Origin of the sequence: Labrenzia sp. THAF187b (assembly GCF_009363375.1) — a bacterium.
Taxonomy (GTDB): domain Bacteria; phylum Pseudomonadota; class Alphaproteobacteria; order Rhizobiales; family Stappiaceae; genus Roseibium; species Roseibium algicola.
The window spans coordinates 2,558,013-2,582,223 of the sequence record NZ_CP045344.1; the positions used below are offsets into that span (position 1 = coordinate 2,558,013).

A 24,211-nucleotide genomic window follows, 5' to 3' on the forward strand; every position below is an offset into this window, starting at 1 on the left:
AAACCCGAACACCTTCGTCGACTAAAGACATAGTAATTTCCGATATTCTGGTGCATGAATAGATGCGTAAGCCACATCCATTCCGCAATCGGTGCAGGACTGTAATGAGAAAGCGTAAGAGCAACGAGTTTTTGACCGAAGTCGAACTGGAGTTCATGACCGAACTCTGGAAACTCGGCGAAGGTTCCGTGCGGGACATCCTTGCATGTCTGCCGCCGGAGAGAAAACTCGCCTATACATCCTGCGCCACCATCATGCGGATCCTGGATGAAAAAGGCTTCGTGGACAGCCGCAAAGAAGGCAAGACATTCATCTATTCCCCTCGGCTGACCAGGGATACCTACCAGTCCCGATCTCTCCGAAACCTTTCAGAAAAACTGTTCGACGGCACGCCGGCGTCACTCGTGGCCCGGCTTGTCGATGAATACGAACTATCGGGAGACGATCTGGAGGAAATCAGAGCGTTGCTGGACAGGAGGAGGACAGATGACGCTACTTAACCAGATTTTCGATATCTATATCGATCTGAACATCACACTGGCCATTACCGCAATGGTGTGGCTGAGCGCCAAACTTCTGCTGGCCCGTTCCGGCAAGAAGGTCGACTTTTCCGTACAGCTTGGGCTGCTGAACGGCTTGTTCGCCCTGATCCTGCTAACACCCTTCGCCGTCATGGGCTACCAGCACATGCTGTCGGCGGAGGTGGTCCCGCGGACCATGTCCGTCAACCTGGCCGATTACGCCGTGTCGCAGTACCTGCGTGGCGGCATCGCCATTTCGGCGGAAGACTTCCAGTCACTGCTTGGACTGCGCACGCAGATCAGCGAAACGATCCTGACCCTGTCTACCGGTCTGGGTACCGGGATTGCTTTGGCTTTCGTGGCCGGGTTCAGCTATTTCGCGCTGAAGCTTGTCGTCAGCTTCGTCCGATTGTACCGGGTGCTGGCAACCTGCCATGAATGGCGGAGCAATGGCCGTGTGCTGCTACTGCTGTCGGATCGCGCAATGGTGCCGTTTTCTGCACGTGGGCTGAGGCGCCACTACGTGGTCATTCCGTCCGACCTGCTGGCCGAGCCGGAAGACCTGAAGCTGGTGCTCAAGCACGAGTTCCAGCATCTTCGCCAGGGCGATGTCACCTGGGAAATCGGGCTTGAACTGCTGCGCCCGCTGTTCTTCTGGAACCCGTTCTTCTACATGTGGAAGTCGGAAGTCGAGCGTCTGCGTGAACTGGCCTGCGATCAGAAAGTCGCCGAAAACGCCCATGTGGACCTGAGGTCCTATTGCATGTGTCTGCTCCGGGCGGCCCAGGCGGGGATTCGCAAGCGTCAGGACAAGGAAGCGCGCAAACGTTCCGTCGGGATCGCAGCCGTTGCCCTTTTGGAGGTGCAGGACAAGCTGCTTCGCCGTTCCCCGGCCGCGAAACTGCGCCGCCGGGTGGAGGCCTTGCTGGAAACCAATCGGGTTCGTCCTCATTGGGGCGTTACCTGCCTGGCCGTGTTGCCCATGGTGGCGGTGGTTTTCCTGTCGGCACTGTCGATCCAGAAACCGGCGGACTGGAGCCAGGACCGGCTGATGCTGTCGGCCATCATCAATCTGGAACGCCTGGAAACCAGAAACGGTTCGAACGGGCAGCAAGCCTACAATACCTTTGCGCAGCGCCCGCTGCGCTGAGTGATCCAAAACTGCTCCGGGCGGAAGGTCGTCCGGAGCAGGGGCATTCCCCCTCTGTTCCGCAAACCTTGAGGCCTTGCTCCGGCGAGCGACCTCAGGCTCCCGTTCGTGCTGCGCGTGCCTCGACTGCGGGTCATTCAAAAATATCCATCTGGAAATCATTCGCCATTCAGGTGATTACTGAACCGTGCCTGCACAGGGGCGGTGCCTCGTGGCTGGCGAGAAATGAAGTTCATCGTCGGCGGCGGTGTCGGGCAATCCAGAGATCTTGAGCGCGTGCAAGAAACAGGTCCATCCAGGTCAGCCAAATCCATACGGATCAGGGGTCTTGTCCAGGGCGTCGGGTTTCGGCCGTTTGTCTGGCAGCTTGCAAGGGGCCTGGGTCTTGCCGGTCATGTTCTGAACGACGGCGCAGGTGTGCTGATCGAAGCAAGTGGTGACGAGCGCTCGCTTGACTTTTTTCTGAGCCGTCTGCAATCGGACGCGCCACTGTTGGCACGTATCGACCAGGTTGCCGTGTCCGATCTGGCGGGTGCGCCCGATGCCAGAGATTTCAGAATTCTGCCGAGTGAAGAAGGCAATGTCGCCACTGGCGTGGTGCCGGACGCCGCAACATGCCCGGCATGCCTGGCCGACATCCGCAACCCGGCCGACCGGCGTTACCGCTATGCCTTTGCCAATTGCACCCATTGCGGACCGCGCCTGTCCATTCTGCGGCACATTCCTTATGACCGGGCCTCGACAGCCATGGCGGCCTTTGAAATGTGCCGGGCGTGCCGCAAGGAATATGAAGACCCGGCTGACCGACGCTTTCATGCCCAACCGATTGCGTGTCCGCAGTGCGGGCCGAAACTCTGGTTTGAAGACAAAGACGGACGTGCCGTTGATGGCGACCCTGTCGTTCTTGCCGCCGAGCGACTCAGGCGCGGCGCCATTCTGGCGATCAAGGGTCTTGGCGGGTTTCAGATAGCGGTCGATGCAGGCAATCAGAGCGCCGTTGAAAAGCTGAGGCTGCGCAAGCACCGTCCGGTGAAGCCACTTGCCCTTATGGCGCGGGATCTGGACCAGATCCGGCATTTCGCCTTGGCTGATGCAAAAGAGGTGGCGCTGCTGGAAAGCCCGGCGGCACCGATCGTTCTTCTTAAGAAAGCGGGGGCACCACTGGCGCCCGGTATCGCCGGTCCGTTCGACCGGCTGGGTGTCATGCTGCCGAACACCCCCTTGCACCATCTGCTGATGGCCGAGCTCGAGGGGCCGATCGTGCTGACCTCCGGAAATCTTTCCGAGAACCCGCAGGAAACACAGAACGAATGTGCCCGGCAGAACCTTGCAGGCATTGTCGACGGGTTCCTGATGCACAACCGCGACGTGGTCAACCGGCTGGATGACAGCGTCGTTCGTCAGGATCGATCCGGCGTTTCCATCCTGCGCCGCGCGCGCGGATACGCTCCGTCGCCGATCCGTCTGCCCACTTCTTTCGAGGGGGCGCCGAAGGTTCTTGCTTTTGGGGGAGAGCTGAAGGCGACCTTCTGCCTTCTCGACGGCCGCAATGCAGTTCTGTCGCAGCATATCGGCGATCTTGAAAACGCGCCGACCCTTGCGGACTACAAGAAGATGCTGAGGCTCTATCTGGATCTCTACCAGTTCGAGCCTGATATTGTTGCCGTCGATGCACATCCTCAATATCTGTCGACGCGGACCGGCGAAGACTTTGCCCGGGAGCGTGGCCTGCCGCTGGTTCGGGTGCAGCATCACCATGCGCATCTCGCGGCCTGCATGGCTGACCAGGGGCAAGACCAGGCGATGCCAGGGACCGTTCATGCCGTTGTTCTGGACGGGCTAGGCTGGGGTGCGGACGGGACGGTCTGGGGCGGTGAAATCCTGCAGGGAAGCTACGGCGGCTTCGCGCGGCGCGGCCATATGCGGCAAGTGCCGTTGCCGGGAGGAGAGGCCGCAAACAGGGAGCCCTGGCGCAATCTGGCTGCGCAACTGTTTACTGCCTTTGGAGTGAACTACCGCGCCAACCTGGTGGGAACCGGTCTGGAAACCAGGTTTGCCAGCCATCAGGCAAAGCTGCTTGATCAGATGATGCAGAAAGGTGTCAACGCACCGATGACGTCCTCTGCGGGACGTCTTTTCGATGCCGTGGCTGCCGCGCTTGATATTTGTCCGGACAAGCAAGGCTTCGAAGGTGAGGCTGCGATGCAGCTGGAGGTGCTGGCGCGAGCCTCCGTGGCTGGCAAGGAAGGATATCCGGTGGGGGTGACGACGTCGGAGACCGTATTGCTGTCGTTCGACGAGGTCTGGCCTGCGCTTCTTGGCGATCTCAAATCGGGGGTGGGGTATGAGACTATCTCCGCGCGCTTTCACCAGGGCCTGATCGACGGCCTTGCGCGCGGCCTGTCGGCTGCAGGCGCAAGACCATCCGGCAAGGTCGTTCTTTCCGGCGGCGTTTTCCAGAACGCCTTCCTGCGCGACGGCCTGACCGAGAGACTGGAAGCGGATGGCTACACCGTTCTCAACCACAAACATGTGCCCGCCAACGATGGCGGCCTTGCGCTCGGTCAGGCGGTGATCGCGGCAAATTTGCAAGCGCCCTGAACCTTCGATGACTGATTTTTTGCCCTGACTGAAGGTCCTTGAACGCGCCTCGGTCAGCAGGATCGCCTGATAGGCCATCAGGTACCATCTGCCCCGATTTTAAGCAGGTTGATCTTCCTCAAAGACGTTTTCCTGCAAGTCTGGAAGCGTGGAACCACTCGGAAATTTCACAAGTGTATTGCGGGTCGTCGCCATCATGTGCTGCAGTCCGGTTTGATCTCAAATCGATTTAGCGGCAGGGCGCAACACCAGCCAATCACTTCCGGACGGAACGGTCATCGCCTACGTGGGTGCAATCTGCTTTGGGTATCAGGAGGGAGGGGCCATGGACAACGGGCACAAGACCGGGAACGGGGTCTCCACGGCCATCTGCGGAGCCGCGCCTGTTCCTGCCAAAGAGATCGAAGCGATCTGCGCGCAATTCGGCAACGACAAGCACCGAATGCTCGACATCCTGCGCGAGGTGCAGGACCGCTACCGCTGCATTGCCCCGGCGACCATGGACCATGTTGCCGCCGCTACCGGTCTCACCCGGATCGAGGTGGAGGGCGTTGCCAGCTTCTATTCCTTCCTCTCCCTGGCGCCGAAAGGCAGGGTCACCATTCGGCTATGTGACGATATCGTCGACCGGTTCTCCGGGGTGTCCGAGGTTGCCTGTGTTTTTGAAGAGGAGCTTGGGCTTAAAATCGGCGAAACCAGCAACGACGGTGCGTTTTCGCTGGAATACACTCCTTGCATCGGCATGTGCGATCAGGCGCCAGCCGCGATGGTCAACGACATCGTCCTGACGAAACTGACGCCGGAGACCGCGCGCAGCGCCGCGCAGGCGCTAAAGGCGGGCCGAAGCCCGGAACAATTGGTCAGCGAAAGGTTCGAGGCGCTGACACCTTCCGAACGCGCCTTGCATATGGTCGACAACAACATCCGCCATGCGGGTGAAGTGCTGCTGGGGCCTGTTCCAGAAGATGCCGGCCTTGCCAAGGCGGCCACGATAACGCCGACGCAGATCATCTCCGCGATCGAGGAAAGCGGGTTGCGCGGCTGTGGCGGCGCAGGCTTTACCACCGGCCGCAAGTGGCGGTTCGCGGCCAGTGAGCGTGCCGAGAAGCACTTCGTCATCTGCAATGCCGATGAAGGTGAACCGGGCACTTTCAAGGACCGCGTCCTCCTGACCGAACGGCCGCATCTCCTGATCGAAGGCATGACAATAGCGGCAAGGGCTGTCGGTGCGCGCGAGGGCATCCTTTATCTGCGCGGCGAATATGTCTATCTGCGCGAGCTTCTGCTTCAGGTGCTGGAAGAACGACGCCGGCGCGGTCTTCTCGGCAAGGACATTCTGGGCATTAAGGGCTTTGATTTCGATATCCGCCTGCAGCTTGGCGCGGGCGCCTACATCTGTGGCGAGGAAGGTGCGCTTATCAGCTCCTGCGAGGGCCTGCCGGGCGAACCCAAGACGCGACCGCCGTTCCCGGTCAATCGCGGTTATCTCGGGTATCCGACGGTGGTCAACAACGTGGAGACCTTCTGTCATGCCGCGCGCATTCTCGACAAGGGGGCGGCATGGTTCAATGCCATGGGCATGGAAGGCTCGCACGGCACCAAGCTGTTCTCCGTCTGTGGCGATTGCCTTAACCCGGGCATCTACGAACTGCCTTACGGGCACACGGTCCGGGAATTGCTGGCGATGGTCGGCGGCGAGGATGCCGCCGCGGTTCAGGTTGGCGGACCGAGCGGCACGATGATTGCCCGCGACAGCTTTCACCGCAAACTGACGTTCGACGACCTTGCGACCGGCGGGGCGGTCATCGTCTTCAACGGCGAGCGCAACGTTCTGGAAATCGTCGAATACTACATGTCCTTCTTCGTGCATGAGAGCTGCGGCTATTGCACGCCCTGCCGGGTCGGCAATGTCTTCCTGCAGAAGGCGATCCAGAAGTTCCGCAAGGGGCTCGCGAACCCGGAGGACATCGACTACCTCAAGGACCTCTCCGGAACGATCATCGAGACCAGCCGCTGCGGTCTCGGCATGACGTCGCCCAACCCGGTTCTCACCACCTTGAAGAACTTTCCGCTGGTCTATTCGGCGGTGATCAAGCCGAGCAAGGACGGCATCCGCGATACGTTCGACATCCAGTCGGCCATCGATGGTGCGCGCAAGATTGCCAAGCGCCGCTCCTATATCTTCGACAAGGATTTCACCCAATGAGCGGTACGAAGAGAGAGACCGGCTTCACCTTCACCATCGACGGGGTGGAGATCACCGCCTATGCGGGCCAGACCATCATGGAAGCGGCCGACGAGGCGGGGGTCTATATCCCGCGCCTGTGCGACCACGAAGGCCTGCGCCACCAGGGCAGCTGCCGGGTCTGCACGGTGAAGGCAGGCGGGCGCAGTGTTGCCGCCTGCACCCAGCCGGCAGCCCCCGGCCAGGCGGTGGAGAACGAGACGCCGCATCTGACCAAGATGCGCCGCGACCTGGTGGAAATGCTGTTTCACGAGGGCAATCACCTTTGCCCGATTTGCGAGGCCAGCGGCAATTGCGAGCTTCAGGCGATGGCCTACCGGCTGGACATGACGGAAGCCACCCGGTTTCCGTACCTGGAGCCGTGCCGGGCGCTGGATGCCTCCCATCCCGACATCGCGCTTGACACCAACCGCTGCATTTCCTGCGGACGCTGCATCCGCGCCTCTCAGGACGTCGATGGCAAGGGCATCTTCGGTTATGTCGGCCGCGGCATTCACCGCCGCGTCGCAGTCAACGGCGAGAACCTTGCCGATACCGATGCCGAGGTGACCGATCACGCGATTTCGGCGGAAGTCTGCCCGGTCGGCTGCATCATCCGCAAGCGTGTCGGTTTCGCCGTTCCCATCGGCGAGCGGGAATTCGATCATGGCCTGATCGGTCACGACATTGAGGAGAAGCGCAAATGAGCGAGCTGCCCAAGGCCCGGATCGCGACCGCTTCTCTTGCCGGCTGTTTCGGCTGTCACATGGCGATCCTGGATATCGACGAGCGCCTGATCGAGCTGATGCAGCTTGTCGAAGTCGACCGCTCGCCGCTTACCGACAAGAAGCGCTTCACCCAGCGGTGCGACATCGGCATCATCGAAGGCGGCTGCTGCAACGAGGAAAACGTGCATGTGCTGCATGATTTCCGGCGCAACTGCGATGTGCTGATCGCGCTCGGCCAATGCGCGATCATGGGTGGGCTGCCGGCCATGCGCAACGCGATCATGCATTCCGACGCGCCGCTGCGCGAGTGTCTGGACGAGGCCTATATCACTGGCAAATACATCCGCAACACGACCCACAACGTGCCCAACGATCCGGCTCTGCCGCTGCTTCTGGACGAGGTTTATCCGTGTTCCCAGGTGGTGGAGATCGACTACCAGATCCCCGGCTGTGCACCCAGTGGTGACATCATCTTCGACACGCTTTTCAAGCTGCTGACCGGCAAGTTCCGGGGCTTCGAGCGTGAAATGATCAAGTTCGACTGAGGGTGATGGCGATGACTGAACCCAGACTGATTGAAATCTCCCCCGTCACCCGCGTGGAAGGCCATGGCAAGGTGACGATCCACCTCAATGCGGAAAACGAGGTGGATGAAGCCCGGCTGCACATTGTCGAATTCCGCGGCTTCGAGCGGTTCATCCGCGGCCGGCTGATGTGGGAAGTGCCGGTGATCGTGCAGCGGCTTTGCGGCATCTGCCCTGTCAGCCACCATCTGGCCGCAGCAAAAGCCATGGACATGATCGCCGGTGTCGACCAGTTGACGCCGACGGCGGAAAAGATGCGCCGGCTGATGCATTACGGCCAGGTGATGCAGTCCCACGTGCTGCACTTCTTCCACCTGGCAGCGCCCGATCTCCTGTTCGGCTTCGGTGCGCCTGCGGAAAAGCGCAATATCTTCGAGGTGATCAAGGAAAATCCGGAACTCGGCAAGCGCGCCGTCCTGATGCGCAAATACGGGCAGGAGATCATCGAGGCGACGGCAGGCAAGAAGGTGCACGGCACTGGCGCCATTCCCGGTGGTATTAACCGCAACTTGCCCATTGAACGGCGGGATCATTTTCTTGCCTCGGTGGACCAGATGATCGAATGGTCCCTGGATGCCGTGAAACTCGCCCGGGACTACACGCTGGAGCATGAAGACCTGGTCGCCGAGTTCGGTTCGTTCCCCTCCAACTACATGTCACTGGTGCGCGAGAGCGACGGAGCTCTCGATCTCTATCACGGCAACCTGCGGGCTCTCAGCTCCACCGGAGACATGATCTTCGATCAGGTGCCTTACACGAAATATCATGAGCTGATTGTCGAAGACGTGCGCTCCTGGTCGTACATGAAATTCCCCTTCATCAAGACGCTTGGGCCGGATGTCGGCTGGTATCGGGTCGGGCCGCTGGCGCGCATGAACACGGCTTCCTTCATCGATACGCCTCTTGCCGATGCCGCCCTGAAAGACCTCAAGGCCGTGACGTGCGGTACGCCGAACAATTCCACGCTGGCCAATCATTGGGCCCGGATGATCGAGGTTCTGCATTGCGTGGAGAAGATCCGGGAGCTTCTGAACGACCCGGATCTGCAAGGGACGGACCTGATTGCCAAGGGGGACCGGCGCGAGGAAGGTATCGGTGTGATCGAGGCGCCGCGTGGCAACCTCATCCACCACTACAAGGTCGATGAACATGACCAGGTGACCTATTGCAACCTGATCGTCTCCACGACCCACAACAACGAGGGCATGAACCGTGCGGTGAAGGATGTCGCGGTCAAGCATCTTTCCGGCAAGGAACAGATCACCGAAGGCATGCTTAACCATGTCGAAGTCGCGATCCGCGCCTATGATCCATGCCTTTCGTGCGCCACCCACGCACTCGGCCAGATGCCGCTGCAGGTGGAGCTTTTCAATGCGGATGGTGCGTTGGTCGACAGCCGGAAGCAGTGTGTGTGAGCGTGGGGAGGTTCAGCGGAATGAATACCTCTCAGATGGTCATCCCGGACGCGGCAAAGCGGAAATCAGGGATCGGCGAGCCCGATACTCTCTTTCGGGAAATGAATTGCCGAGAAATCTGTACCTCCCCGATCCCGGCTCGCGCTGCGCTTGGCCGGGATGATGCTGGAAAGGGTTTTTGTAGGAACTCTGAAAAGAGGACGTCTTCATGCTTCTGATCGGATATGGCAATCCCGGGCGGGGCGATGACGGACTTGGGCCGGCCTTGTCCGAGGCTATCGCCGCGCGCGGATTGCCGGGGTTGGAGGTCGATACCGATTATCAGCTTGTCGCCGAACATGCGCTGGCGGTCTCAGAGCAAGATGTGGTGATCTTCGTTGACGCGGAGATCGGTGCCGAGGGAGCCTATTCGTTCCGGGAAATCGCGCCAGGTGCACCGGAAGTGCTCGGCAGCCACAGCCTGGTTCCGCAGACTGTTCTGGCGCTTAGTGAAACCCTTTATGGCACCCGACCGAAAGCCTTCGTGCTGGGTATCTCCGGCTATGAATTTGGTGAGGTAAAGGAAGGGCTGTCCGACAAGGCAGCTGCCAATCTGGCTGCGGCCGAGACCTTCTTTCTGGAGTGGCTGCAAACGGTAGATCAGCAGAGGGAGGCAGCCCATGCATGAAATGTCACTTTGCGAGAGCATACTCGACATTTTGAAGGATCAGGCTGCGAAGGATAGCTTTACCCGGGTGAAGCGGGTTGCGGTCGACATCGGACCGCTGTCTTGCGTCGAACCAGAGGCGTTGAAATTCGGATTCGACGTCGTCATGCGGGGCTCACTTGCCGAAGGTGCCATACTGGAAATTTCCAGGCCTTCAGCCGAGGCGCTGTGTCTTTCCTGTTTCAGGACCGTGCAGGTGAACGCACGGTTCGATTGCTGCCCGGAATGTGGTTCGGAAGCCCTGCAGGTTGTCAGCGGGGAAGAGCTGAAGATCCGGGAACTGGAGGTGGTGTGATGTGTACGGTATGCGGTTGCAGCGGCTCTCACGAACATGACCATGAGCACCACCATGGACACGCCCATTCACATGGCGCGGGTCATGTCCATTTCGGCGAAGGGGAAGCCGGCGTTTCCGTTCCCGGCATGAGCCAGGCGCGGCTGATCCAGATCGAAACCGATATTCTGGGCAAGAACAATTCCTATGCGGACAACAATCGTGCCTTGCTGGCCGCAAAAGGCGTTTTGGCACTCAATCTTGTTTCAAGTCCCGGCTCCGGCAAGACAACGCTGCTTGTCGAGACCTTGAAGCGGATGGCGGGCAGGACCCCGGCTGCAGTCATCGAGGGCGATCAGCAGACGTCTAATGACGCCGACCGGATCCGCGAAACAGGTGTGCCCGCCATTCAGATCAACACTGGCAAGGGCTGCCATCTGGATGCGCATATGGTCGGCCACGCGCTGGAAAGACTGCCTCTGGAAAAAGGCAGTGTGCTTTTCATCGAGAATGTCGGCAATCTGGTTTGTCCGGCGGCGTTCGATCTCGGCGAAGCCTTCAAGGTGGTGATCCTTTCGGTGACGGAAGGCGAGGACAAGCCGCTGAAATACCCCGATATCTTCGCCAACGCCGACCTGATGATCCTCAACAAGACCGACCTTCTGCGGCATGTGGATTTCTGCGTCGGCGCGGCGATCAGGAATGCACGGCGGGTCAATCACAAGATCCAGGTTCTGCAAGTGTCCGCGCGCACTGGCGGTGGCCTGGACAGCTGGCTAGCCTGGCTGGACGGTGCCCTGAAGATGCAGGCAGCGCACGCACGCAGCCTTGCTGCGGAATAGGAGATCTCCGTCATGTGTCTCGCCATTCCCGCGAGGGTGGTTTCCGTCGATAGCGACGAGATGGCAATCGTCGCTCTGGAAGGGATCCGGAAACCGGTCTCGACAGCTCTCCTGGAGGAGGTTGCCGTTGGCGACTATGTGCTCGTCCATGTCGGCTATGCCCTGCACAAGCTCAGCGAGGAGGAAGCCGAACGGACCCTTCAGCTTATGGCGGAAGCCGGTGTTCTTGCCGAGGAGCTGGAGGAGATCGCGGGCGAGCCGGTGGTGGGGACGGACGCATGAAATACATCAAGGAATTTCGGGACGGAAAACTGGCGCAAAAGCTTGCCCTGGCAATCCGGCAGGAAGCTGATCCGGACCGGCACTACCATCTGATGGAATTTTGCGGTGGGCACACTCACGCCATTTTCCGTTACGGGGTGCAGGATCTGGTTCCGCAAAATGTCGAGTATGTGCATGGGCCGGGCTGCCCGGTCTGTGTCTTGCCGGTACGGCGTCTTGATGATGCGATCGAGCTGGCACTGAAGTCGAATGTGATCCTGACCACCTATGGCGACATGATGCGGGTGCCAGGCACCAAACAGAAGAGCCTGATCCGGGCCAAGGCCGAAGGCGCCGATATCCGGATGGTCTATTCGACCCAGGATGCGCTGCGGATTGCGCGGGAAAACCCGCAACGGCAGGTGGTCTTTTTCGCCATCGGCTTCGAGACGACGACGCCGCCAACGGCGGTCGCGATCCTGCAGGCAAAGGCGGAAGGCCTGAAGAATTTCTCCGTCTTCTGCAATCACGTTCTGACGCCGCCTGCCATCGCCCATATCGTCAACGCTCCGGCAGAGCCGGGGGAGCAGCCGGTGAAAATCGACGGTTTTCTTGGGCCTTCTCATGTCAGCTCGGTCATCGGCTGGGCGCCGTACCAACCGGCGGCGCGGGACTTCAGGAAACCGGTCGTCATTGCCGGCTTTGAGCCGCTCGACGTGATGCAGTCGACCCTGATGCTGATCCGCCAGATCAACGAAGGCCGGCATGAAGTGGAAAACCAGTACACCCGGGTCGTCACGAAGGAAGGCAATCGCAAGGCCCAAAGGCTGGTTGACGACGTTTTGGAGCTGCGCCGGACCTTTGAATGGCGCGGGCTCGGCTATGTTCCTGACAGTGCCCTGAAAATCCGCGAAGCCTATGTCGACTACGATGCCGAAGAGCGTTTTGCGCTCAGCCCGAAGGAGTCGCGCGAAGTCAAATCCTGCGAATGTCCCGCGATCCTGCGCGGGGTGAAGAAGCCGACGGAATGCAAGCTGTTCGGCACGGTCTGCACGCCGGACAATCCGATGGGAGCCTGCATGGTTTCCTCTGAAGGTGCCTGCGCCGCATACTGGACCTATGGCCGCAAGCGCGAGGCGATTGCCGCCGCCAAGGGAGCCGCGGCGTGACCAGCATCGATCCGCAGGCAAAATTCCGTACCGGCGCTGTCGACATGACCCATGGCGGCGGCGGCCGGGCCATGTCCGTCCTGATCGAGGACCTGTTTCACCGGCATCTGAAAAATACAATCCTGGACCAGGGCCATGATGCGGCGGTGCTTGAAGTGCCGCCAGGACGGCTCGTCATGTCGACCGACGCCCATGTGATCTCGCCGCTGTTCTTTCCGGGTGGCGATATCGGATCGCTTTCGGTCCATGGCACCTTGAATGATGTGGCCATGGCCGGTGCGAGGCCGTTGTCCCTCACCGCGAGTTTCATACTGGAAGAAGGGTTCCCGCTGGCAGATCTGGAACGCATTGTCATTTCCATGGCGCGCGCTGCCCGTGAAGCCGGCGTGCCAGTGGTTTCCGGCGATACCAAGGTGGTTGAAAAGGGGAAGGGCGACGGGGTCTTCATCACGACGACCGGTGTTGGCGTTCTGCCGGAAGGCGTCTCGATTTCTCCCGCTGCGGCCAAGCCAGGTCAGGCGGTTCTTCTGTCCGGTACCATTGGCGATCACGGTGTCGCCATCCTGTCGAAACGGGAAAACCTGACCTTCGAAACCGAAATCCAGTCCGACAGTGCAGCGCTGCATGGCCTCGTCGGTTCGATTGTCGATGCGGTGCCGGGCATTTCGGTTCTGCGGGATCCGACCAGGGGTGGACTGGCAACTGCGCTGAACGAAATCGCCCATGCTTCGAAGGTTGGCGTGATGCTCGACGAGGCCGAGATCCCCGTTCGCCCGGATGTGGAAGGGGCCTGCGAGCTGCTCGGTCTCGACCCGCTTTACGTCGCCAATGAAGGCAAGCTGATCTGCATTTGCGAGGCGTCTGATGCAGACCGGTTGCTGGAGATCATGAAGGCTCACCCGCTGGGGCAAAATGCTGCGAAGATCGGCGAAATCGTGGAGGAAGCCGATTGCATGGTGGTCATGAAGACCGGCTTCGGCGGCTCCCGTGTTGTCGACTGGCTCTCGGGCGAGCAACTGCCGCGCATCTGCTGAGGGCCGCATTGGCCCCAAGGCTCTTTCCCAATCCGATGTTTGTCATCCCGGTTTGGCGCAGCCAGGACCGGGATCCAGTACACACCGGGCTTTGTTTTCCTCCAAGGGAGGCTGATTTCTCCTCCCGGCCAGGCACAGGTGTCGGGATATGAGAGGACGCGCTTTCAGCGCGGCTGATGCCCGGATTCCGGATCTGCGGGTGGCTGCGCCTTCCTTGTCCGGAATGACGGAGGGCATTGCGGCTCGTTGTCGAACCTACCCGCCCTTTACCTTCAGCTTGCCATTGTCCTTCTTGTCCTGGCCGTCGTTGGCCCATGTGATGCGCAGGTCCAGGCGGGACTGGTCGTCTTCGGTGGTGGCTGTCACCCTGATGGCCAGCAGACCTTTCGGGTGCAGGGTAATCTCGCCGGTGTCATCACCGAATTGCAGCTCGCCCTTGGCAATGCCACGCTTGACCGCGTCGAGCAGTTTTTGGATCGATTTCCTGTCCTGCAGGGACTGGTGCCGGAAACGGCCCTTGCGTTCCATCATGACGACAAACCGTGTTGCTGGAGAATGTGTGCCGGATTGAACAGCTTGGCGTGGGGATAATCCCGGCTGATGCCAACGATGTTGCCATCCGGGCAGATGATCGTGGCACCTGTGCCGATGCCTTCAAGTCCTTCGGAGCTTCTGGAATGCCGGTCGAGCGTGATGTCCGCTTCCAGATGCAAGAGGCCGTGCTTGGACGTCAGCTCCTGTCCGCTGTGCCTGTTGACGTGCCCCTGTACCAGCATCCTGATGCCGGCAAGATGGAGATCGTCTACGCCGGTTTCGGTCAGGGGATGGTCCACATCCCGGTATTTCGTGCGCATCAGATTGGCGATGGTGCCGGAGTAGAACACGAATGGGTCCTTCCGGCTTTCCTTCCGGAAACGGCGATTGACGTGGGCCACACCTTTTGCCGAGATCTGGGCAGCCATGTGATCATCGATACCGGCATGCACGAACAGCAACGAGCCGCTCTGGTGCACGGCCTTGAGGCTTTGAAAGAACCAGGCGTAGCGTCCGCCGGGTTCAACGAAAAGTTCCCGGCATTTGAGTGCGGCAGCATACAGCTGACGAATGGAAAGGCCGACTTCGGCGGCGTGTTCCGCGAACTTGTCCGCCTTCTTCTTAAGCCGCTGCATTTCCTTGCGGATGGCCGCGTCACTCAGATAGCGTGAGGCTGCCTTCGGAAACTGTCTGGTCCACTTCTTTCCCGGAACCAACAGCGACAGGCAGGTTTCCTCGTCGGGCAGCAAGGCAAGGTCGGCCGCGCCGCCGACATACCGCTCGTGTACTTCCTTCAAGAGCGGCATCACCTTCTTGCCCATGCGAACGAACATATGGGCGTTGAGCGAGCTGCGCTTGACCGTCAGGGCTTCGAGACCGAGGTAAAACCGCAGGTCGTGGTTGCCGGCGAGGATGACGACATCGGCGCCGGTTTTCAGCAGCGCGCTGAGGCTGTCGAGAAGGTCCAGATTGCTGGGGCCCTTGTCCAGGCAATCGCCGCCGATGATGAACTGGCAGCTTCGCCCGAAGGGCGTCAGGTGAAAGTCGCTCAGACCATCTCCATTGCGCTGGATTGCCCGTGCCGCCGTCAGGGATCTCAACAGGCTTTCTGCATCCGCATGCAGGTCGGAAATGAAGATTACCGGCTTTTCCGGCCAGTCCCAGGGGCCAAGAGCATTTGCCCGGGCAAGGCTGCCGACAACACCGGGAAGGGTGCTTTCGGTGGTGAACTGGCCGAGGGGCAGAGTCCCGATGGGCGCCAGTGGCCAGGGGACACAGCTTTCGGGCAGGCCGAGATCAATGGCTTCCGCCTGGTCCATCGGCGGCAGAAGCGGGGTCAGTGGCAGATGGGTCATCATGGCAGCAATCCGGTTCAATCCGTTGCGGTTTCAAGTGGCTGACGCAGTTTCCAGTCGCCCCGGTGATGCACCCAGGTGCCGTCCCTCTCCAGTTTCAGGACGACGGCGCGCGCGTGGTGCATGCTGAGCTGGCGGATCTGATCAAACGTCAGCACACCCAGGCAATGGGCGGCATGTCGCATGGAAGCACCGTGGCCGACGAAGATCCGGGCACCGGGTCCTGCCTCGTCTTCCAGATCTGTCATCTTCTGATCCAGGAACGCAGCCACCCGCTGTCCGGCTTCCATCAGGCTCTCAGCGCCCTGGACCGGCAGTCTGTGGTGGCTGTTCGACTTCCAGTCTCCCGGCAACGGGGCGGTGCGTGGATCGTCTGCTATCACCTGCTCGATTTCCCGCAAGGTCAGGTTGGCAAGGGCACCGACACTGCGTTCGGCAAGAGCTTCATCCTCGGTGATCGTGAAGTCCGATCCGAGGACTTGACCAAGCGATTGGCCAAGAAGCGCTGCCGTCTGCCAGGCTCTGAGCTGGCGTGAGCACAAGATTTCCGGTGCCAGCCGGAAGCCTTCCTGCCGCGCGATGTCTGCAATCTCGGCGCCTAGCTCCTGTGCCTGCACCTTGCCTGCATCGGTCAGGCCATAGGGCTGCAGGGCACTCGGCGTGTCCGGTTTTTGATTGTAAGCGCCATGACGCACCAGGATGGCGAAGCGGTCTGTCATGGCGTTTGTCCCAGAAGCTCTGCACCGGCTTCAAACAGAGCGTCGAAATCGATCAGTCCCTTCACTTCCCACACCTGAACACCTTCGAGCGCCCCCAGGTAGGCCTCTGTGTCGAGCGGTGTTTTCATCGGCCAGAACGGGCCTTGCGGTGTCTGGTAGAACGGGCCGGGGTTCTTCATGATCGCCGACAGAAGATCCGGCCGGTCCTTCAGAGCCGTCTTGCTTACTTCGGTCGCGTCGGCGCTGTCGCGGGACCAGTTCAACACCCAGAAATCTGTCAGGCGCGCATCGTGGGAAATGCGCCCGGGGCCATAGATGTCATCGATGAAGAGGTCGTATTTTTCTTCCAGGTGCCAGAGCTCGTCCGGTTCCAGGTTGCGCAGTTCCTCTTCGCGCTCCTCGTCGATAAGACCAGTCAGCCGCGCGTTGGTGACGATGGTGCCCGGGTTGATGCGCGGCAGTTTCGGAATGCCGAGCGCATCGGTACTGTTGCCGGCATTGCGCACGAGAAGGCGGTCGTTGGTGACATACTGCGTGCCGGTGAGTTCCATCAGGCGCAACATCGAGGTGGATTTGCCGCCGCCGGAAAGGCCCGATATCGCAAGCCCCCTGTTGGGGGTGCGGACAGCCGCTGCATGACAGGCGACCCAGCCCTGCCGCTGGAAGTGATTGAGAAACTGGGTGTTGATGAAGTTGATCACCTGGTTGGGGTGATCGTCCGTAGGGCCAAAGGCGATGGCCCAGTCGGGGGATTGCAGGAACTGCAGACCCGTGCGGACCTTCAGGATCAGGCGCCCGTTTTCAAGGTCGCAGACCGCATCCTTGCGGCCGGACTTTCCCGTTTCCCGCTCCCAGTCGGTGTACTCCGGGTCAAAGGGCAGTTCCATGGATCCGAGCACATGGACGATCCTGTCCGGTTCGCTCGGCGCGGAAATCACATGCTGGAAATAGCGCAGCAATTCGGCCAGAAGTGCCGAAGAGGTGCATCTCACCTCGACCACATGCCCGCCGACCGTGAGGCACACCGGATCGCAGTTTCGCGTTTCCCGAGCCGGGGAAAGAGCGTCGACAACGTCCTGGACGGTTATGCCGGTCATCCGCGCACCTTTTCAATTGCATAGTTGGCGTAAAGCTTGGCAGCGTCGATGCCGGCGCCTTCCAGAGCTCCCTTGAAACCACCAAAGGCCGAGACCTCGAACACGACCGGTCCGCTGTCCGTCAGGCCAACATCCACCGTGGTGAAGTCGAGATCGAACGGTTCCTGCGCGCGGCGCGCCAGTTCGACCAGGTCGGCATCCGGTTCGAACGGTTCGTATTTGCCGCCGTGAAGGATGGTCGTGTTCCAGCTGTTTGTCTGGGCAACGCGGGCATAGGTGCCGAGATAGGACCCGCCGAGGAAAACCATGCCGAGGTCCCTGCCGGAAAGATTGACCTTCTTCTGCAGGTACATCACCGGATTGTCGGCCTTGAACGCGGCAATCTTGTGCCGGAGGGCTGTTTCGCCCTCGGCGGCATCCATCAGCGTCATGCCGCGGGCTTTCGTCGAAAACAGGGGCTTGAACACCGCACTGCCGAACCGCAGGACGGCGGCCAGGGCTTCGTCTTCGCTTTCGCTCACGCAGGTGGCTGGCATGGGAATGCCTGCATTGGCCAGCGTCACGGTGCAGCTCAGCCGGTTGACCAGGCCGAGAATGGATCTTGTGCTGGAAAAGACCTTGGTGCCGCTGGCCTCGGCAAGGCGCAACATCTCCAGGCGGTCCAGTGTCGCGGGGCTGTAGGTCTGGCTGATCTTCTTGACCACGATGCCGTCGAGGCTGCAAAGATCGGTCTGCCCAGCCATCAGCGCCCTGGCTTCCAGATCCAGAACGACGTCGGCCATGTCGACCGCGCAGCGAAAACCTGTTTGTGCTTCCAGGGCGTCCGCCAGAACTTCCGTCGACCATTTGCCGGGTATGCCGACAACGCCGATCCTGAGGTCAGTCAACGAAGATCTCCTTCATTTGCAGGCGGAACCGGGCCTCGGCGCCGGGCGGGCAGGCAAGGGCCTGTTCGATCAGGTAACGGGCACGCAGCCACATGCGCCGGGCATGGGATTTGTCCAGAATGAACCGCGTCGACGTGGCAAAGGACCGGGCAAGGCCAAGGGCAAGCCGATATTCGAACGTGTCGTCACCCTGCTTGCGGGCGAAGGTTCTTACGGATTTGTAGAATGCGAGAGAGACATCGCTGATCCGCCTGCGTGTTTCCCTGTCGAGTACCTGAAGCCGGTAGTTCGAGACCATGAACACGGACACGTCCTGAACGTAGTCCATGTAGCGGGAGCGATGCAGGTCGACGAAGTGGATCCGGTTCTCGCCCGGGTCATAGATGATATTGTCGACGTTGAAGTCGCCGTGGATATAGACGGAAAAGGGAGCGGTTACCCTTGCCTCGCGGTCGGCTGCCTCGGTGATCAGGGCGTCGAGCGAGGGTAGGGTCTCTCCCGCGAAATGGATACCGGTTTCCTTGAATTCCGGGTGAACCCTGCGGACGTCTCCAAGGCGTTTGCCAAGCTGCTGCATGCTGCCGAGATCCGCCGGTTCTGCGGTCCGCGTCTGTTTCCAGACGTCTTTCAGGGTGCGGGAAAGACTGGCAAGTGCCTGGTTGCGCAGGGCGTCGCCTTCGTTCAGGACGATGTGCTCGAAGGTCAGTCCGGGCAAATGTTCGATCAGAAGCGCTGCCGACTGGTCGCGTTTGCGGTAGGACAGGATTTTCGGGGCAAGGCCCGGATAGATGGAATGCCAGCTTTTCACCCCCTGGCGCTCTTCCTTGACCTTGCTCTTGTCGCCATCCTTGAAGACGGCCGTAACTGTTTCGGTCTTCTTGTCCTTGATGGCGGAGATGGAGCTTCCCGACCTGGTTTCGGCAATCGTTTCGATGGTGACATCGTCGCTGGCCGTGTCCAGGTCCGACATCAGGCTTTGCAGGGCGAAATAGCGTTCGAAATTGACTGCCTGTCCGATGTTGGCGGAAATCAGCGCTTCGCTTATGGCCCGCAGGGATTCGCCCATGCGCTGGAATTCGCTGGCGACCAGCAGGCTGTTGGCAATGTCGGCCGGCAACCGGTCCGGGTTGCGCATGTCGCGCGTGTAGGCCTTGAAGAGCTTGCGGTAGTCAGCCTCGATCTTGTTCTGGAGCTGGCCGATCTCTATCGCCTTTTCACTGTCCCTGCTGAGAAGGGCGTCCTCGATGCGGGCAACGCCTTGCCGGACACGACTGACGATCGCGGGATAACGTTCAGGCTCAAGCGTGACAAAGGTCTCGATGCGCTCTGCATGACGCAAGGATTGGCGCACCAGGTTGGCGATGCGCTGAAGATCGGTGGCGACAAACTCCAGGCTGCGCAGGGTAAGATGCTTGCGATCGTTCTTTCTCGCTCCGGCCATCTGCTGGACACAGGCCGCAAGGATCCGGCTCTTCAGGTTATGGGCGTATCCGGCACGGTCCATGATCCGGCGTGCCGTCGCGGCCGTCGGTTCCTTGAAGAAGGCTTCAAGTTGTATGAGCTGACCATCGATTTCCGCGCACAGAAAACGGAGATTTTCCCGAATGGTCTTTGGAGCATTAATCATTATGGGGTCCGAGATAGACTTCGGGCTCCCGCGTACAGCCAAGTGAAAACAGTTTTGTGACATAAAGCGGACGTAGCTGTTGAGCTTCGTCGAAACCTATCCAGCGTGTCCCGACCTGATGGGGGTCCGGGTGTGGTCCCAATACCGGTTCGTAATCTTCGGCAACGCTGCAGGCGAAAATGAAATCGAGCTGGTGCTGATATTCTCTTGCGGCCTGTTTGCGCCGATGAACTTCCGCCACATGCATCAGGTGCGACACGGTGATTGCGGCACCGATTTCTTCCACGCATTCGCGCTTCAGACAGGCTTCAAGCGTTTCGCCCGGGTCCTGCTTGCCGCCGGGCAGAGTGAAGTAGCGGCCTTTGACGGGGTGTCGCTTGTCTTGCACCAGCAGCCGGTCACCCCGGCGGATAAAGGCTCTTGGTGTTGAGCGGATGACGGGCCGAAACACGGCACCTTTAAGGGGCGCGTCACTTGCGATGGATCTCGCTCCCTGTTCAGGCCTGCCGGTTCGGGACCTGCCAGACCGGCTGGCGCAGCTTCTGTCAGGGGCCCGCTTCGGCTTTCAGCAGGGCCGTGATGGGGCGAGTATAGGTGAGTCGCTCACCGCGAGCGAACCGATCTTCGACTGTTCACGGTTTCGAGTGGTTCCAGCCCGCTCAGATATGCGGCCCGCTCAGATATCCGGCCCCATGGCGCGGCCTTCTGTCGAGGGGTCGATGTCGTTGCGCAATTTCTCCAGTGCGCGCATGCGCTCCTGAGCACGCTTCTGGTTCTCGCGGGTGACGCCGGTGATGAGCACTTCGGCAATCGCCATGAGCGCCAGCGACGAGTCCCATGGGGAAGGGACCGCGACGCGGGCAGGCAGAACAAACGTGGCGATGCGGCCGACCGGTGACATCCAGCTATCGGTGACAAGGGCCACTGTGGCACCCTGACGGGCGGCGGCTTCGGCAAACTGGATGATTTCAGCCTGGTAGCGCCGGATATCGAAAACGACGACGACGTCCTTCGAACCGATGCCGATGAGCTGGTCCAGCCAGTTGCCCTGCTGGCCGGCGACGTGATTGACGTTGGCCCGCACGATCCGCAAATGCGCCGCCATATAGCGGGCAAGACCGTCGGTAAAGCGACCCCCGATCAGGTGCACATGCTTGCGCTCGTCCGACAGCAACTTGACGAGGCCGGTCAGTTCACCCTTCGGCAGATGGGCAAAGGTCTCGCGCACGTTTTCCAGAAGCTGGTTGACATGGGGGTCGCCGACCGGGTCGTCTTCCATGTTGGCACTGCGGGCGAGTGGCGAATTCAGCTGGCTTTCCAGTTCGCCGCGCAGCTTCCGCTGAAACTCGGCGAAGCCGGGAAAGCCCAGGCGGCCGACGAAGCGCAGGATGGTGGGGGAACTGACCCCCGCGGCCTCTGCAAACTGGGCGACGGTGCCCAGTCCCTGCATCGGGTAATTGGCCAACAATGCATGCGCCGCCTTCTTTTCCGTGGCGGTGAATTCGTCCAGACGGTCGCGAATATCTTCCAGAAGAGGACGTTCCATGGGCGTCGGCCTTTATGACGGTCCGCGGCACTGAATTTCATTTGACAGCCGCTGTAATCTGCGTATCAAATATTACAGAAGTTAGTTAAGTCGGCAATCCTGTAATAAACATTACAAAATGCAGGGCCGATCTTTCAGGGAGTAGGGAATGGGTTCGAATCCCCAGACCGGAGGAATGACTCGGGCTGTCGCCGTTGAAAATGCGGAGGGAGCGGGGCCTTTCGTTTTTGTCTGCGATCACGCCTCCAACTTCTTTCCGCCTCCCTACGATACATCGCTCGGTATTACCGATGCGGACAAGATTGCGCATATCGCGTGGGACCCGGGAGCGCTCGGCGTTGCCAGGGGGCTGGCCAAGAGCCTTGATGCGCCGCTGGTCCATACCACTGTCTCGCGCCTGATCATTGACTGCAATCGCGAGGAAAGCCGGGCCGACCTGATCCCCTGTCTCAGCGAAACCACCCAGATCGCGGGCAACCGCAATCTGTCGGCCGATGAAAAGGCGTTCCGTCTTAACCTGGCGCACCGGCCGTTTCACAAGGCCATCGACAAGGTGATCAACCAGCGGCTCGACCGCGGACTGCCGACGGCGGTGGTCTCCATCCATTCGTTCACGCCGGTCTACAAGGGCCAGTCCCGTCCCTGGGAAATCGGCCTCATCTACGACAAGGACCGGCGTCTTGCGGATCCGGTCCTGGAGGGCCTGAAGGCCAAGGGTGGTCTGACCGTTGGAGACAACGAGCCGTATGCTCCGTCCGATGGTGTCTATTATACCATCCGTCGGCACGGCGAAGATCGCAAGCTGCCTTGCCTGATGATTGAAATCCGCAACGACGAAGTGAAGACCTCGGCAGAAGAAGCGCAGTGGAGCGATCTTCTGGCGCCCCTGCTGGAGCACGCCGCGCAAGCCGTTGGCGGGCAGACGCAGGGAGAAGCCCATGCTTAAGGCGGCCCGCGTCTATATCTGCATCGTCGACGGCTTCAATCGGGGCCTCGGCAAGATAATCATGTGGGGGGTCTTCGTCATGGCGGCGATCCTTCTGTGGTCGTCGATCTCCAAGACATTCTTCAATCCATCGCTCTGGACACTGGAAGTCGCCCAGTTCGCGATGGTTGCCTATTACATTCTGGGCGGGCCCTATTCCATACAGCTCGGCTCCAATGTGCGTATGGATCTGTTCTATGCCGAGTGGAGCGCCAAGAAGAAAGCCTGGTTCGATGCCTTCACGGTGCTGCTGCTGATGTTCTATCTCGGCGTGCTGCTCTATGGCGCGCTGAATTCAACAGCCTATTCCCTCGGCTATTTCGGCAAGGACTCGCTCAGCTTCTGGTGGGACCTGTTCGTTTCCTTCATCACCGGTGGTCCTGACGCGGCGGCTGAAAAGCTCGGCTATATCGAGCGCAGCCCGACGGCCTGGCGGCCCTATCTCTGGCCGGTCAAACTCGTAATGATCATTGGATTTGTTTTGATGCTGCTGCAGGCCATCTCGGAATTCATCAAGGATATCGCCCTGATCAAGGGAGAGACGCTCTGATGTCATACGAGATGATCGCTCTCCTGATGTTCTCGTCGATGATGCTGATGCTCCTGACGGGGCAGCGCGTTTTCGGCGCCATCGGCGGCATTGCCGCAATCGCCGCTCTGGCCCTTTGGGGCACTGGCGGTGGCGACATTCCGTTCTCCGCAGCCATGAAGCTGATGAAGTGGTATCCGCTGCTGACGCTGCCGATGTTCATCTTCATGGGCTACGTGCTGTCGGAAACCAAGATCGCCGACGACCTCTACAAGATGTTCCACGTGTGGATGGGCCCGATCAACGGCGGTCTGGCCATCGGCACGATCCTGCTGATGGTCCTGATCTCTGCCATGAACGGCCTGTCGGTTGCCGGCATGGCCATCGGTGCGACCATCGCGCTGCCGGAACTCCTGAAGCGAAAATACGACAAGCGTATGGTCACGGGGGTGATCCAGGCCGGGTCGTCGCTTGGCATTCTGGTGCCGCCATCCGTGGTGCTGGTGCTTTATGCGATGATCGCACGCGCTCCTGTCGGCCAGCTCTGGCTGGCGGGCGTCGTTCCGGGGCTGATGATGGCGGCCATGTTCGTCGTCTACATCGCGGTCCGCTGCAAGGTGCAGCCCGAACTTGGCCCGGCGCTCACCGAAGAAGAGCGTGAAGCCTCCAAGGACGAAAAGTACCATCTGCTTCTGGCGGGGCTGCTGCCGATCATCATCTTCGCCGTAATGATGGTGCCCTTCGTCAAGGGCTACACCAGCCTGGTGGAAAGCTCGGCCATCGGTGCACTGGCTGCCCTGGTGGCTTCCATCGTCCGTCGCCGGATGACCTGGGATATCCTGAAGCTTTGCCTGAAGAACACTCTCGGCATTTCGTGCATGTTCATGTGGATCATCCTTGCCGCCCTCGGGTTCGGCGCGGTGTTCGACGGTCTGGGCGCGGTCAAGGCCATCGAGAGCCTCTTCACCGAGCAGCTCGGCCTGTCGCCGTGGATGATCCTGATCCTGATGCAGCTGTCCTTCCTGGTGATGGGCACCTTCCTGGACGATACGGCGATGCTGGTCATCGTGGCACCGCTTTACGTGCCTCTGGTGGCAAGCCTTGATCTGGGTATGCCGGCGGGCGAAGTTCTGATCTGGTACGGGGTGCTCTACACGATCACCACGCAGATCGCCTACATGACACCGCCCTTTGGCTACAATCTGTTTTTGATGCGGGCGATGGCGCCCAAGGAAATCAGCATGCGCGACATCTACGGCTCGATTACGCCGTTCGTCGCAGTGATGGTCCTGGCGCTCGTCCTCGTCATGGTTTTCCCGCAAATTGCCCTGTGGTTGCCGGATCTGGTTTACGGCAGGTAGCGAGGAACGGGACAAGAAGACAACGTCCGGAGGAAAAACGGAGTTGGACCGCGGACTTACGA

24 protein-coding genes are annotated in these 24,211 nt (G+C 60.2%); 16 read left to right on the forward strand and 8 right to left on the reverse strand.

The genetic code is table 11. The features are described 5' to 3' along the window. Positions 1–104 precede the first annotated feature (104 nt). The 13 genes from FIV03_RS11705 (at position 105) to hypE (ending at position 13,509) form a co-directional block, all read left to right on the forward strand. The gene (locus tag FIV03_RS11705) at positions 105–500 is read left to right on the forward strand and encodes a BlaI/MecI/CopY family transcriptional regulator (RefSeq protein ID WP_023003071.1); all 396 of its coding nucleotides are present in this window, start codon (positions 105–107) and stop codon (positions 498–500) included. Then, on the forward strand, positions 487–1,671 hold the full coding sequence (locus tag FIV03_RS11710) for a M56 family metallopeptidase (protein WP_152509664.1): 1,185 nt from the start codon (positions 487–489) through the stop codon (positions 1,669–1,671). Before FIV03_RS11705 ends, FIV03_RS11710 begins: the two co-directional genes overlap by 14 nt. Before the next feature lie 225 nt (positions 1,672–1,896). Next, a complete protein-coding gene (gene hypF / locus FIV03_RS11715; RefSeq protein ID WP_152509665.1) occupies positions 1,897–4,272 on the forward strand; it encodes a carbamoyltransferase HypF in 2,376 nt (791 codons plus the stop codon). A 325-nt stretch (positions 4,273–4,597) separates the two neighbouring features. Then, a complete protein-coding gene (locus tag FIV03_RS11720; RefSeq protein WP_152509666.1) occupies positions 4,598–6,478 on the forward strand; it encodes an NAD(P)H-dependent oxidoreductase subunit E in 1,881 nt (626 codons plus the stop codon). Beyond that, positions 6,475–7,203 (forward strand): 2Fe-2S iron-sulfur cluster-binding protein, encoded by a 729-nt coding sequence (locus tag FIV03_RS11725; RefSeq protein ID WP_023003076.1) that lies wholly within the window; start codon positions 6,475–6,477, stop codon positions 7,201–7,203. The genes FIV03_RS11720 and FIV03_RS11725 overlap by 4 nt, the downstream gene beginning before the upstream one ends. Then, positions 7,200–7,769: an NADP oxidoreductase gene (locus FIV03_RS11730; protein WP_152509667.1), complete on the forward strand. Its 570-nt coding sequence runs from the start codon at positions 7,200–7,202 to the stop codon at positions 7,767–7,769. The genes FIV03_RS11725 and FIV03_RS11730 overlap by 4 nt, the downstream gene beginning before the upstream one ends. Positions 7,770–7,780: 11 nt before the next feature. Beyond that, positions 7,781–9,223, forward strand: a complete 1,443-nt coding sequence (locus FIV03_RS11735) for a Ni/Fe hydrogenase subunit alpha (RefSeq protein WP_152509668.1) — start codon at positions 7,781–7,783, stop codon at positions 9,221–9,223. Between the two features lie 208 nt (positions 9,224–9,431). After that, entirely contained in the window at positions 9,432–9,890 is a 459-nt protein-coding gene (locus tag FIV03_RS11740) for a hydrogenase maturation protease (protein WP_152509669.1), read from the forward strand. Then, on the forward strand, positions 9,883–10,224 hold the full coding sequence (hypA, locus tag FIV03_RS11745) for a hydrogenase maturation nickel metallochaperone HypA (RefSeq protein ID WP_152509670.1): 342 nt from the start codon (positions 9,883–9,885) through the stop codon (positions 10,222–10,224). Before FIV03_RS11740 ends, hypA begins: the two co-directional genes overlap by 8 nt. Continuing rightward, entirely contained in the window at positions 10,224–11,045 is an 822-nt protein-coding gene (gene hypB / locus FIV03_RS11750; protein WP_209009948.1) for a hydrogenase nickel incorporation protein HypB, read from the forward strand. The genes hypA and hypB overlap by 1 nt, the downstream gene beginning before the upstream one ends. 12 nt (positions 11,046–11,057) lie before the next feature. Next, positions 11,058–11,327: a HypC/HybG/HupF family hydrogenase formation chaperone gene (locus tag FIV03_RS11755; RefSeq protein ID WP_152509671.1), complete on the forward strand. Its 270-nt coding sequence runs from the start codon at positions 11,058–11,060 to the stop codon at positions 11,325–11,327. Further along, the gene (hypD, locus tag FIV03_RS11760) at positions 11,324–12,475 is read left to right on the forward strand and encodes a hydrogenase formation protein HypD (RefSeq protein WP_152509672.1); all 1,152 of its coding nucleotides are present in this window, start codon (positions 11,324–11,326) and stop codon (positions 12,473–12,475) included. Before FIV03_RS11755 ends, hypD begins: the two co-directional genes overlap by 4 nt. A gap of 44 nt (positions 12,476–12,519) precedes the next feature. Beyond that, positions 12,520–13,509, forward strand: coding sequence for a hydrogenase expression/formation protein HypE (gene hypE, locus FIV03_RS11765; protein WP_152511905.1), 990 nt, complete (start codon positions 12,520–12,522; stop codon positions 13,507–13,509). 255 nt (positions 13,510–13,764) lie between these two features. On the opposite strand, the gene FIV03_RS11770 is transcribed toward hypE, so the two are convergent. The 8 genes from FIV03_RS11770 to FIV03_RS11805 all read right to left on the reverse strand — a co-directional run bounded on the left by FIV03_RS11770 (position 13,765) and on the right by FIV03_RS11805 (position 21,274). Beyond that, positions 13,765–14,040 (reverse strand): amphi-Trp domain-containing protein, encoded by a 276-nt coding sequence (locus tag FIV03_RS11770; protein ID WP_152505618.1) that lies wholly within the window; start codon positions 14,038–14,040, stop codon positions 13,765–13,767. Then, complete coding sequence (locus FIV03_RS11775; RefSeq protein ID WP_209010554.1) at positions 14,037–15,401, reverse strand: metallophosphoesterase family protein; 1,365 nt, start codon at positions 15,399–15,401, stop codon at positions 14,037–14,039. Before FIV03_RS11775 ends, FIV03_RS11770 begins: the two co-directional genes overlap by 4 nt. Positions 15,402–15,415: 14 nt before the next feature. Beyond that, on the reverse strand, positions 15,416–16,117 hold the full coding sequence (locus FIV03_RS11780; RefSeq protein WP_152509674.1) for a histidine phosphatase family protein: 702 nt from the start codon (positions 16,115–16,117) through the stop codon (positions 15,416–15,418). Then, a complete protein-coding gene (locus tag FIV03_RS11785) occupies positions 16,114–17,214 on the reverse strand; it encodes an HprK-related kinase B (RefSeq protein WP_152509675.1) in 1,101 nt (366 codons plus the stop codon). Before FIV03_RS11785 ends, FIV03_RS11780 begins: the two co-directional genes overlap by 4 nt. After that, positions 17,211–18,101 carry a GAK system ATP-grasp enzyme gene (locus FIV03_RS11790; protein ID WP_152509676.1) on the reverse strand — a complete coding sequence of 297 codons (891 nt, stop codon included), beginning with the start codon at positions 18,099–18,101 and terminating at the stop codon, positions 17,211–17,213. Before FIV03_RS11790 ends, FIV03_RS11785 begins: the two co-directional genes overlap by 4 nt. Continuing rightward, positions 18,094–19,728 (reverse strand): phosphotransferase, encoded by a 1,635-nt coding sequence (locus FIV03_RS11795; RefSeq protein WP_152509677.1) that lies wholly within the window; start codon positions 19,726–19,728, stop codon positions 18,094–18,096. Before FIV03_RS11795 ends, FIV03_RS11790 begins: the two co-directional genes overlap by 8 nt. Next, positions 19,721–20,179: an NUDIX domain-containing protein gene (locus FIV03_RS11800; protein ID WP_173013828.1), complete on the reverse strand. Its 459-nt coding sequence runs from the start codon at positions 20,177–20,179 to the stop codon at positions 19,721–19,723. The genes FIV03_RS11795 and FIV03_RS11800 overlap by 8 nt, the downstream gene beginning before the upstream one ends. Positions 20,180–20,404: 225 nt before the next feature. Then, positions 20,405–21,274 carry a MurR/RpiR family transcriptional regulator gene (locus tag FIV03_RS11805; RefSeq protein WP_152509679.1) on the reverse strand — a complete coding sequence of 290 codons (870 nt, stop codon included), beginning with the start codon at positions 21,272–21,274 and terminating at the stop codon, positions 20,405–20,407. A gap of 175 nt (positions 21,275–21,449) precedes the next feature. On the opposite strand from FIV03_RS11805, the gene FIV03_RS11810 reads away from it, so the two are divergent. From FIV03_RS11810 to FIV03_RS11820, 3 genes are read left to right on the forward strand one after another with little or no spacing between them, the layout of a single operon-like run. Beyond that, positions 21,450–22,220, forward strand: a complete 771-nt coding sequence (locus FIV03_RS11810) for an N-formylglutamate amidohydrolase (protein ID WP_152511906.1) — start codon at positions 21,450–21,452, stop codon at positions 22,218–22,220. Further along, positions 22,213–22,809 (forward strand): TRAP transporter small permease subunit, encoded by a 597-nt coding sequence (locus FIV03_RS11815; RefSeq protein ID WP_152509680.1) that lies wholly within the window; start codon positions 22,213–22,215, stop codon positions 22,807–22,809. Before FIV03_RS11810 ends, FIV03_RS11815 begins: the two co-directional genes overlap by 8 nt. Continuing rightward, on the forward strand, positions 22,809–24,149 hold the full coding sequence (locus FIV03_RS11820; RefSeq protein ID WP_152509681.1) for a TRAP transporter large permease subunit: 1,341 nt from the start codon (positions 22,809–22,811) through the stop codon (positions 24,147–24,149). The genes FIV03_RS11815 and FIV03_RS11820 overlap by 1 nt, the downstream gene beginning before the upstream one ends. Positions 24,150–24,211 lie beyond the last annotated feature (62 nt).